The organism is Atopobiaceae bacterium (genome assembly GCA_022483015.1).
GTDB lineage: Bacteria > Actinomycetota > Coriobacteriia > Coriobacteriales > Atopobiaceae > JALCUE01.
The window spans coordinates 449,994-460,932 of the sequence record JAKVOB010000001.1; the positions used below are offsets into that span (position 1 = coordinate 449,994).

The window sequence follows — 10,939 nt, forward strand, 5'->3', positions numbered from 1 at the left end:
CGAGGTCAGTAGGTGCCAGGCATATGGCTTGGGCGAACGGCAGGGCCAGCAGAGGCCGGCCCGCCGGTCGCACCCCCGGTGACGCACCGTCTGCGCAGCCACGACCCGACCAGGCTGGGTATCATCCCATCGACGACCACCCCGCTGCCCCGATCCGGAGGAACCATGGCACATCTGCTCGACTACCTCGACTGGTACGGAGACCTCGACTTCGATGCGGTCCCGTTCAACGAGGTCGACAACCTCATCCTGTCCCAGGTCTCCTATCTCGACCTCTCGGCTGTCGTCCCTGCAGGCGAGCCCATCGACCTGTCGCACGCTGCCCGGGCGTTCGCCGACCACACCGCGAGCGAGGACCTCGGGCCGCTCCTCTCGCCCGACCTCATGGACCTGCTCCAGCGCATGGCCTCCACAGGAAGGCGCTTCTCGGGGGCGACGTTGTCTGCATACGAGTCGGTCCTCGACGTCGCCACTCACGAGCAGTTCGGCGCGGTCGTCGTGGGTCTGGCCGACGGCAGCAGCTACGTCTCGTTCCGTGGGACCGACGCCTCGCTCGTAGGATGGCTCGAGGACTGCGAGATGAGCTACAAGGTGGTGCCGTCGCAGGTGCATGCCCTCGACTACCTCGAGCGAGTGGGTGCCGCGACCTCGGGGCCACTCCACGTGGGTGGCCACTCCAAGGGCGGCAACCTCGCCGCCTATGCCACGAGCCGCTGCTCGCAGGCGATCCGCGACCGCGTCGTCGCCGTGTGGTGCAACGACTCCCCCGGCTTCGACGAGCAGGTCGTCCCGCTTGCCAGCCTGGAGCCCATCGCCAGCAGGATCCACCTCTTCACGCCGGGATACTCCGTGGTGGGAGCCCTCTTCGAGCACCTGGCCGACCCCGTGGTGGTGAGGTCGGACGGCGTGGGCATCATGGAGCACAGCGCCATGGACTGGCGTGTCATGCGCGGCGACCTGGTGCGGGGCGAACGTCCAGGCGATGGCACCGTCTACGTGAACAAGGCCTTTGACCAGCTGCTCTGCTCACGTGACCTGACAGGGCGCAAGAAGTTGCTCGACGACCTCTACCAGGCCCTGGCCGTGCAGGGAATCACGTCGCTCGATGACATGCTCTCGAACGGCGGGGCCGGGCTGGCCTCGACGCTCGCCTCGCTGCAGTCGCTCGATGACGACGACCGCAAGGTCATGCAGGACTTCCTCTGGGGCATCGCGGGAGGTGCCATGGCCGATGCCGTGGCACCGGCGGCAAAGCAGCTGGGGGATGCCGTGAGCGGGGCCATCGCCGACGCGCGGGCCGGAGCGCAGCAGCTCGTGGCCGACCTCAAGGCCCGAAGCGAGGAGACGAGGGACGACGACCAGCCGGGACTTCCCGCAGCCGACGAGGAGTCTTAGGCTGCGACATCGGGTTCCTGCCGAGCCTGCCGTCCACAGGATGTCGTCACGACGTACGACGCGTGGATTCGGACCCGATTTCCTGATGAGAATTGCGATTGCGCGAAACTTGGGAACAAGCCCCAGAACGTCACCTGCAAACCAGCTGTTCAGCGGCGCGAATCCGGGTGCCGATTCGGAGTCCCTCTCACAGGCACCCCAGAACTTCGCGCGACCGCCAATTCGCTCAGGCCGCCGGACTTGGTTTCACGCGCCCCTCGTCATCTGGCCGTGACGGCACAAGAGAAGGCATGCGCCCCGTGCCGTCTTGCTCGCAAGGACCACGGCACCCGGCTCGCCGCCCTCCCAGCGTAGGGCCTACGCTGCGTGCTTGCCAGAAGCCTGCTTCTTGCTGGAGAGGTGCGCCTTGACGAGGCCCACGATCATCGGGATCACGGACACTGCCACGATGCCCACGATGACCAGCTCGAAGTGGTCCTGCACCACGGGGATGCCACCGAAGAAGTAGCCCAGCAGCGTGAACAGCGTGGACCACGTGATGCCACCAAGGACGTTGAAGGCGAAGAAGTGGTGCCACTTCATGCCGCCCATGCCCGCGAGGAACGGCACGAACGTGCGGATGAACGGGAAGAAGCGGCCCAGGAAGATGGCGAGCTTGCCCCACTTGTCGAGAAAGGCCTCGCTCTTGGCGATCCTCTCGGGCGTCATGGCCTTGACCTTGCCCGAGTCGATGACCTTGCGGCCGAAGAAGTGACCGATGAAGAAGTTGGACTGGTCGCCCAGGATGGCAGCCGCCCAGGCGATGCCCAGCAGCGCGAAGATGTTGAGGTCTCCGCTCGCCGCGAAGAAGCCCGCCGCGAACAGCAGCGAGTCACCGGGCAGGAACGGGAAGAACACCACGCCCGTCTCGATGAACACGATGAGGAAGATCAGCCCATATGCCATGAACGGGCTGACCGCGATCCAACCGGCAATGGCAGCCTTGGGGTTCTGGAGCAGGCTGATGACACCGTTGATGAAGCCCATGCAATCCCTTTCGTTGCGCGGCACAAGCGCCGTGCCTGCAGAGTCATGACGCAAGACCACACAGAGCGGAGACGCCCCTCGGGCCTCGATGGGTCGTGAGGGGCGTCTCCGTGCAGAGTGCGCTCGGTGGGAGTGGGCGCCCGTCAGAGGCCCCTTATGGCTGCTGCCTCCCGGCCCTGACCAGATTCGGGACATGACGCCGCCCACACCCACCGAACGCGCTCGGTACAAGGCAGTATAGCCGAGAAGCACCTGCCACCTGAAGGCATCGCCCCCGCCCCATGAGAACGCCATGGGGACAGGGGCGGCGGGCGTGCACAGGGAGCCCCCGCCGAGACGGCAGCCGACGGAGCGGGTCTCTCGCCGCGTCCACTCCCCTACCTGCGCATCTTGTCCTGCCAGCCCTCGAGCGCGGTCAGCGCGGACTCGAGCACGGCGTCGCTCTTGGCGAAGTGGAACCGCACGAAGCGGTTCTCAGGAGCATTGAAGAAGCAACTACCTGGCACCACGCCCACGCCCACCCGCCGCGCAAGCTCCACGGCGAACTCCTCGTCGGACGCATAGCCCGCCTCGGAGATGTCGGCCATGACGTAGTAGGCGCCCTGCGGCTCCACGATCGAAAGCCCCAGCCTTCGCAGGCCATCGCAGAAGAGCTGACGCTTGTGCGTATAGAGGGCGAGCAGGTCGTCGTAGTAGGACTGCGGCAGCTGGAGCCCCGGGACGGCCGCCTCCATGAGCGGGGCCGCGGCTCCCACCGTGAGGAAGTCGTGCACCTTCTTGAGGCGTTCGCAGATGGCCTCCGGCGCGATGACATACCCCAGCCGCCATCCCGTGATCGAGTAGGTCTTCGACAGCGAGCTGCAGCTCAGCGTGCGCTCCGCCATGCCCGGCAGGCTCGCGAAGTAGGTGTGCACATATGGCGCGTAGACGATGTGCTCGTAGACCTCGTCGGTGATGACGTAGAGGTCGTGGCGCTCCACGATACGGGCGATCACGTCGAGCTCCGCGCGCGAGAAGACGTGCCCGCAGGGGTTCGACGGGTTGCAGAGGATGAGCGCCTTGGTGCCGGGGCGGGCGCAGGCACGCTCGAGCTCGGCCTCGTCGAAGGTGAAGTCAGGGGCATGCAGCTCGACATAGAGGGGGTTCGCGCCACAGAGGATGGCGTCGGCCCCGTAGTTCTCATAGAACGGCGAGAAGACCACCACGTTGTCGCCAGGGTTGGCCACGGTCATGACCGAGCACATCATGGCCTCGGTGGAGCCGCAGGTCACGACGATGTTCTTCTCGGGGTCGATGTCGATCCCCATGCGCGGGGACTGCTTGGCAGCCAGGGCCTCGCGGAAGTTCTGCGCGCCCCAGGTGATGGCGTACTGGTGCGGTCCCTCGTGCGCCACCTCGGCGAGGCGGCCAGTGATGGCCTCGGGCGGGTCGAAGTCAGGGAACCCCTGCGAGAGGTTGATGGCGCCGCACTCGTTCGAGACGCGCGTCATGCGACGGATCACGGAGTCGGTGAACTGTGAGGTCTTGGTGCTGAGCGCTTGCATGGGGCCACCTTCCCGGACGTGGGTTTCCCGCCCATGATAGACGCAACGATGCCGACACGCTCGGGTGCGGCACCTGCCTCGGCCGAGAGGAACATCCGGGTCGAGGCGTCGTGCAGGGCGCAGGCCCCTCCGTGCCGCCCGTGCTTCTCGCCCCCGCCGCCCGCAACGCCACCCAGGGCCCTGCCGCTCCCCTCCGCGCGCCGTGGGTAGAATCAGAACCAAGGTCGCGCCCTGCTCCGCCCCCAGGCCCGGCGACGCGCCCTCCGAGAAAGGCTGCCCATGCTCACCGCTCCCTGCAAGGCCCAGCTCTGGGAATGCAACAAGACGCTCATCGACGTGGCCCAGGGTCGCACGCCAGCCGACGTCGTGATCCGCCATGCCACCCTCGTCAACGTGTGTACGCACGAGGTCCTTCCCCAGACCGACATCGCCATAGCCGAGGGTCGCGTGGCCTACCTGGGCCTCGCGCCCCACACCGCCGAGCACTGCATCGGGCCAGACACCCAGGTGATCGACGCGGCCGGCGCCTATGTGGCCCCTGGGTTCCTCGACGGCCACATGCATGTCGAGAGCTCGATGGTCGGCGTGGCCGAGTTCGCGCGCGCCGTGGTCCCGCACGGGACGGTCGGCGTCTTCTATGACCCGCACGAGTGCGCCAACGTCTGCGGCCTCGACGGCGTGCGGCAGATGGCGCTCGACGCCACGCGCGTGCCGCTCAAGGCCATGCTCACCACGCCGTCGTGCGTGCCGGCGGTCCCCGGCTTCGAGGACACGGGCTCGGCCATCGGTCCCGACGACGCCGCCAAGACCATGCGCTGGGACTCCGTGGTGGGGCTCGGCGAGATGATGAACTATCCCGGCGTGCTCGCCGCGGACGACCATCCCCTGGGCGAGATCGACGAGACCCTCCGTCGCGGCTACCGCGTCACGGGCCACTACTCCGTCCCCGAGGTCGACCAGGGGCTCAACGCCTACATCGACTCGGGAGTCTCGTGCTGCCACGAGTCAGCCCGTCCCGAGGACGTCATCGCCAAGCTGCGCCTGGGCATGTACGTGCAGCTCCGTGAGGGTTCCGCCTGGAATAACCTCGCCACGCTCGCTCCTGCCATCTCGGGCCCCGACGCCGACCCGACCCTCGACACGCGACACTGCTGCCTCGTGACCGACGACGACCACCCGGCGACCATCGTCCACCACGGCCACCTCGACCAGGTGCTCGCCCTGGCCGTGAGCCTCGGCATCGATGCCGTCACGGCCATCCAGATGGTCACCATCAACACGGCCTCCTGCTTCGACCTCGAGGCCGACCTCGGCTCCATCGCACCCGGCAAGTGCGCCGACCTCGTCTTCCTCGACGACCTCACGAGCTTCCACGTGAGCCTCACCATGGTCGACGGCGACGTGGTGGCCAAGGACGGCGCCGCGCTCTTCTCGCCCGAGCCGTTCGCCTACCCCGCCTGGATGACGCATACCATGCATCTGGGCGAGAGGATCAGCGCAGCCACCTTCGCCATCCCCGCACCTGAGGAAGCCGGCGCAAGCGTGCGCGTGCGCGCCATGGGCATGAGCGCCGGCAGCACCCTCACGCGCGAGCTCCACCTGGATGCCCCCGTGCGCGACGGCCACATCGAGGCCGACCCAACGAACGACCTGCTCAAGGTCTTAGTCTTCGAGCGCCACCACGCCACGGGCACGCATGCGGCAGGATTCGTGCATGGTTTCGGCATCCATGGGGCACTCGCCCAGACCGTGGCCCACGACGCCCACAACCTGCTGGTCATGGGTGACAACGACGCCGACATGGCACTCGCCGCGACGACGCTCGAGAACTGCGGGGGCGGCGAGGTCGCCGTGGCCGACGGCCACGTCCTGGGCCTCGTCGAGCTGCCCGTCTGCGGCCTCATGAGCCAGGGCAGCGCCGCGGAGGTCGCCGACCAGGTCTCGCATATGGAGCAGGTCTGGCGTGACATGGGATGTACCATGAACTCGCCGTTCATGACGCTCGGGCTGGCGTCGCTCGCCTGCATCCCCGAGCTCCGCCTCACCGACCGCGGTTACGTGGACTGCACCACCTACCGGTTCGTCCCGCTGCTTGTTGACGAGAAGGACACGGCACCCGACACCATCGCCTGACGCCCGAACGACGAGGGCACGCCACAACGAGCAAGGAGCATCACCTATGAACCTGCACGCAGCCAAGGGAACGCTCACCGAGACGCGCGAGACGCTCCCGCTCGACTCGCTCGCGGAAGTGGACACCGTCGCCCTCGACGACCAGAGCGACACGCTCGCCATCATCGACCAGACCAAGCTGCCTGCCACGCTCGAGGTCGAGTACCTGTCGTCTCGCGACGAGGCCTACCGCGCCATCAAGCGACTCGAGGTCCGGGGCGCCCCCGCCATCGGCGTGGCCGCGGCCATCGCGCTCTACCTCGACGTCCACAGCTACTGGGAGCACCTCTCGTCGACCGACTCCGCTCCCGTCACGGACGCCGAGGGATGGGAGCGCCTCTCCGCCCGCCTCACCGAGACGGCGACCTACCTCGACTCGTCCCGTCCTACGGCCGTGAACCTGTCATGGGCCCTGCACCGAATGGGCGCCCGTGCGGCCGCAAGCCGCCACGCCGGCGACACTCCGGCGGCCGCCGTGCAAGCGCTCCACGACGAGGCCGTGGCCATCCGCAACGAGGACGTCCGCGTGTGCCGCGCCATCGGCGAGCATGGCCTCTCGCTCCTGCACGACGGCGACGGCATCCTCACCCATTGCAACGCCGGCCGCCTCGCCACCGTGCGCTATGGCACGGCGACCGCCCCCATCTACCTGGGAGCCGAGCGCGGGATGACCTTCCACGTGTGGTGCGACGAGACCCGCCCGCTCCTACAGGGTGCGCGCCTCACCGCCTTCGAGCTCATGGCGTCAGGCATCGATACCTGCCTGGAGTGCGACAACATGAGTGCGAGCCTCATGTCGACGGACCGCATCCAGGCCGTCTTCGTGGGATGCGACCGCGTGGCCGCCAACGGCGACGCCGCCAACAAGATCGGGACGTCGCTCCTGGCGCTTGCCGCGGCGCGGCACCATGTGCCCGTCTACGTCTGCGCGCCCACCTCGACCATCGACCGCGCCTGCGCCACCGGCCACGACATCAGGATCGAGCAGCGCGCGCCCGAGGAGGTCACCGAGCTCTGGTATGAGCGACGCATGGCACCCGAGAGCGTGCGCGTGTACAACCCGGCCTTCGACGTGACCGACGCCGACCTCATCGCCGGCATCGTGACGGAGTTCGGCGTGGCTCGTCCCCCCTACACGGAGTCGCTCGCGGCGATATTCCAGCGCAAGGAGACGGTCGAGAGGAACAAGGTCCATCCGGAGTAGGCCGATTCCCGGCAAGGGCGTTCTTCTCGGACGTCCTGCCGTGTCCGCTACTCCTCGCCCGCGTCCTCGCTGGCGTCCTTCTCGGCAAGCTTGGCCTCGCGCTTCGCGGCCTTCTCGGCCTTCTTGCGCTCGCGATGGTGCTTCTGGTCGTAGCGGCGCTTGGTGAGCGTCTTGTATCCCTCGATGAAGGAGTGCGGATAGTCGGCGAGCGACTTGGCCACGATCGTGTCCTTGTTGGTGAGCGGGTCCACCAGGTTCATGCCCGGCATCTCGGCCACGCTGGGGATGTAGCCCTTGAGCTTCTTCATGCAGCCGCGCGCCTTGCCCTTGCTCGAGCACATGATGAGGCCCACGTCCTTGCCCGAGAGCTCGGAGTTCTCGGCCACGAACGAGAGCATGGGAGCGGAGGGGCGACCGGCCCAGACGGGCGTGGCAAGGATGATGACGTCATAGGCGTCCATGTCGAATCCCTTGAGGGGCTCGAGCTGTGGCAGCACCGAGAAGACCGCCTGCATGCCACCCTTGACGAACTTGCCCATGCCCTCGGCCTTGTAGGCCTTCTTGGGCTTGATCTCGAAGACGTCGGCCTCGAGACGGGGGGCGACGCTCTCCACGACATAGCGGACGTTACCGGTGAGCGAGTAGTAGACGATGGCAATCTTCATGGGACCCTCCGGACGGGCGACGTTGTGACGCGGTTCCCTGTGGGACCGCTTGCGACCTGAACAGTGTAGCCGTATCGGATGGATTCGGATGGCGAGCGCTTTCAGGCGAAGCCCCTGTAGGCCCCGATACAAGGCCAAGCCGAGAGGGACACGTCCCCTCCCGACCCGGCTCACGCTTGTCTTGCGTCCTCCGCGCCTGCGGCGGCTCCGGGCCCGATGGCTGCCATACCGCTCGCCTGGAACCGTTGACTTCTCCGCCACATCGCCCCATCCTCAGGGCGTCATCTCACGCGCGGGCCCAAGGGAGTCACATGCCCATCATCAGCTACCAGGAGGAATCCTCCCCCGAGCAGATCAAGGCCGCCGAGGAGGTCTCCGCACAACGCGAGGGCCGCGGACGCCTCAGGTTCTTCGTGATGCTCAACCTCGGGCTTCTCATCACGGCCTTCGGCATCATCCTGTTCAAGGCGCCCAACCACTTCGCGCTCGGCGGGACCTCGGGGCTCTCCATCATCCTGTCGACCCTCTTCCCCACCCTGCCCGTCTCGGCGTTCATGTGGATCCTGAACGCCGTACTCGTGGGTCTGGGCCTCGTGTTCCTCGACCACCGCACCATGGGGTGGACCATCTACGCGTCGTTCGCGCTCTCGGCCTATACCAGCATCCTCGAGCTTGCCATCCCCATGGCGGCACCGCTCACGCACGACACCCTGCTCGAGCTCTGCTTCGCCGTGCTGCTGCCGGCCATCGGAAGCGCCATCGTGTTCAACGTGGGCGCCTCGACCGGCGGCACCGACATCGTGGCCATGATCCTGAAGCGGCGCACCTCGCTCGAGATCGGCAAGGCGCTCATGGTGAGCGACGGCGTCATCGTGGGCGTGGCGTTCCTGCTGTACGGTCCGCAGACCGGCCTCTACTGCGTGCTCGGGCTCATCGCGAAGGCCTTCGTGGTCGACAACGTCATCGAGAGCCTCAACCTGCGCAAGGTCTGCACCGTCATAAGCCATGACCCCGAGGCCGTGTTGGGCTTCCTGGTTCGGACGCTCGACCGCACCGCCACCGTGCGCGATGCCGTGGGCGGCTTCTCGATGCAGCCCGAGGAGGAGGTCGTCGCCGTGCTTACCAGGCGCGAGGCGGCGCTGCTCCAGATGTGGCTGCGCCGCCACGACCCCACCGCCTTCATGACGATGGTCAACAGCTCCGAGATCCTGGGCAAGGGCTTCAGGAGCGTCTAGCGCTCGGATGCGACGGCTGGACCGCCGTCCGATGCCGCCGGCGGCAGAACGAAGCTCCGTCTCCGACTGAGGTTCCGGAAACAGTACGGCACGCGTAAAACCGCGCCCGGCTTCCTGATGAGAATTGCGGTTGCGCGAGACTCGAACGCCGGCCCCAAAACGGCACTCGCGAACCTGCTGGTCAGAGGCCTGTATTCGAGTGCCAATCCGGCGTCCCTCTGGCACACACCTCGAATCTTCGCGCAGCCGCCGATTCGCTCAGCTTTCAAGCCTCGGTTTCACGCGCCCGGCTCCATGGGCTCGATTGCGGCCCTGCCTCCCTTGAAGGCCCCGCCTATAGATGCGGACGTATCGTCCGTTCGCCAACGCAGAGGCGCGTCCTGCGGGATCGCCGCAGGACGCGCCTCATGTCGATGAGCTTGTAGGCTCTTCCGCTATCCGCGCACGCGCCTGCGGACGGCCAGCCATACGAGCGCCAGCCCCACGGCACCCATGGCGAGGGAGGCCGTCGTGTCGGTGGCATCGCCGGTCTGTGGCGTGGTCGCCTTCGCGACAGGGGCCACTGCGCCGGTCGTCGCCTCAGCAGAGCCATCAGCCGCAGGCGTCTCAGAGGCTGTGGTGGCCGCAGGGCTCGTGGGGCTCGTGGGGCTCGTGGGGCTCGTGGGGGACGTTGGACTCGTGGGAGACGTGGGAGAGGTGGGAGAGGTGGGGCTCGTGGGACTCGTGGGGGCCACGATCGTGTTGGTGACGGTGCCCCGGTCGAGGGCGTTCGTGCCGTCCGAGTAGCCAGGTGCCTCATAGCCCGAAGCCGTGTCCTGCGTGATGTAGTAGGCGATGGTCGTCCCGTCCGCCGCATACATGGGCAGGTTGGTGTAGGTGGTAGTCCAGGTGTCGTTACCGTTGTCGTGAACCGTCGGTGCGGCCGAGACCACCGTGTCTGGCGTCGAACTCGTCTGAAGCGCATCGACCGACGCGGTCGCCAGCTGGGTGCCAGCGGGCATATGGAGCCGAATCATCGACGGATAGTCGGCGACCGCCGGCCTCTTGCCTGTGGCGTTGGAGTCGTCGTACCAGACGGTCGTGAAGCTGAGCGTCGCGTCGTCGTGGCGGTCCGAGAGCGCGTCGACGATGGTGCCGCCGTCGGCCACGGTCGCCCCGCCAGTACTGAACGTAGGTGCGTCGTAGCCGGTGACCTGCGACTGAGAGAGCGCATAGACCACGGTAGAACCATCAGCGTTGTACGTCGCCAGGTTGTCATAGGTCACGGTGAAGGTGTTGTCACCGTTGTCGACCACGGTGGGCACCGCGGAGGACCCCACGCCGTCGGCCGTGAGCGTGAGGGACGCCTTGATCTGATCCGTCGTGGGACGGACCTTGTCGACGTCGGAGAAGTCGTCCCAGCTGATGGTGGCCGAGAAGGTCCCGCTGTCGTGGCGGTCGGTCAACCTGTTGGTGATGGTGCCGCCGTTGCCAGCATTGGTCTTGCCTGCGCCGTACTCAGGCGCGTCATAGCCAGCCGCCTTGGTCTCGATGACGGTCCAGGTGAGCTGCTTGCCGGCCTTGTCGTACTTGGGCAGGTCGGTGTAGGTCCAGGTCCAGGTGTTGGTGTCGGTGTTGGTCCAGACGGGCTCGTAGCCAGTCGTGGCAGCGGTGCCGTCGTTCGCGAGCGTCAGGGTCACCGAGCGAGGGCCTTGTCTT

The 10,939-nt window shown here is 67.1% G+C and carries 8 protein-coding genes and 1 other RNA gene; 4 read left to right on the forward strand and 5 right to left on the reverse strand.

Annotated features, from left to right (window positions below):
- The first annotated feature begins 165 nt into the window (after positions 1 to 165).
- Complete coding sequence (locus tag LKE50_01975; GenBank protein MCH3967397.1) at positions 166 to 1,395, forward strand: DUF2974 domain-containing protein; 1,230 nt, start codon at positions 166 to 168, stop codon at positions 1,393 to 1,395.
- A 357-nt stretch (positions 1,396 to 1,752) separates the two neighbouring features.
- Here LKE50_01975 and LKE50_01980 read toward each other — a convergent pair whose 3' ends face one another.
- The 3 genes from LKE50_01980 to LKE50_01990 form a co-directional block, all read right to left on the reverse strand.
- Positions 1,753 to 2,421, reverse strand: a complete 669-nt coding sequence (locus tag LKE50_01980) for a VTT domain-containing protein (GenBank protein ID MCH3967398.1) — start codon at positions 2,419 to 2,421, stop codon at positions 1,753 to 1,755.
- Between the two features lie 120 nt (positions 2,422 to 2,541).
- Positions 2,542 to 2,637, reverse strand: an RNA gene (gene ffs, locus LKE50_01985) — signal recognition particle sRNA small type.
- Positions 2,638 to 2,798: 161 nt separating this feature from the next.
- On the reverse strand, positions 2,799 to 3,965 hold the full coding sequence (locus LKE50_01990) for a pyridoxal phosphate-dependent aminotransferase (protein ID MCH3967399.1): 1,167 nt from the start codon (positions 3,963 to 3,965) through the stop codon (positions 2,799 to 2,801).
- 279 nt (positions 3,966 to 4,244) lie between these two features.
- Here LKE50_01990 and ade point away from each other — a divergent pair, with 279 nt between their 5' ends.
- Together ade and mtnA are read left to right on the forward strand one after the other, a co-directional pair.
- The gene (ade, locus tag LKE50_01995; GenBank protein MCH3967400.1) at positions 4,245 to 6,098 is read left to right on the forward strand and encodes an adenine deaminase; all 1,854 of its coding nucleotides are present in this window, start codon (positions 4,245 to 4,247) and stop codon (positions 6,096 to 6,098) included.
- Positions 6,099 to 6,144: 46 nt separating this feature from the next.
- Positions 6,145 to 7,341, forward strand: a complete 1,197-nt coding sequence (mtnA, locus tag LKE50_02000) for an S-methyl-5-thioribose-1-phosphate isomerase (protein ID MCH3967401.1) — start codon at positions 6,145 to 6,147, stop codon at positions 7,339 to 7,341.
- A gap of 47 nt (positions 7,342 to 7,388) precedes the next feature.
- On the opposite strand, the gene LKE50_02005 is transcribed toward mtnA, so the two are convergent.
- Positions 7,389 to 8,006, reverse strand: coding sequence for a hypothetical protein (locus LKE50_02005; GenBank protein ID MCH3967402.1), 618 nt, complete (start codon positions 8,004 to 8,006; stop codon positions 7,389 to 7,391).
- A 311-nt stretch (positions 8,007 to 8,317) separates the two neighbouring features.
- On the opposite strand from LKE50_02005, the gene LKE50_02010 reads away from it, so the two are divergent.
- Positions 8,318 to 9,241 carry a YitT family protein gene (locus LKE50_02010; GenBank protein ID MCH3967403.1) on the forward strand — a complete coding sequence of 308 codons (924 nt, stop codon included), beginning with the start codon at positions 8,318 to 8,320 and terminating at the stop codon, positions 9,239 to 9,241.
- 434 nt (positions 9,242 to 9,675) lie between these two features.
- Here the strand turns inward: LKE50_02010 and LKE50_02015 are convergent, their stop codons facing one another.
- A complete protein-coding gene (locus LKE50_02015) occupies positions 9,676 to 10,920 on the reverse strand; it encodes a Cna B-type domain-containing protein (protein MCH3967404.1) in 1,245 nt (414 codons plus the stop codon).
- Positions 10,921 to 10,939 lie beyond the last annotated feature (19 nt).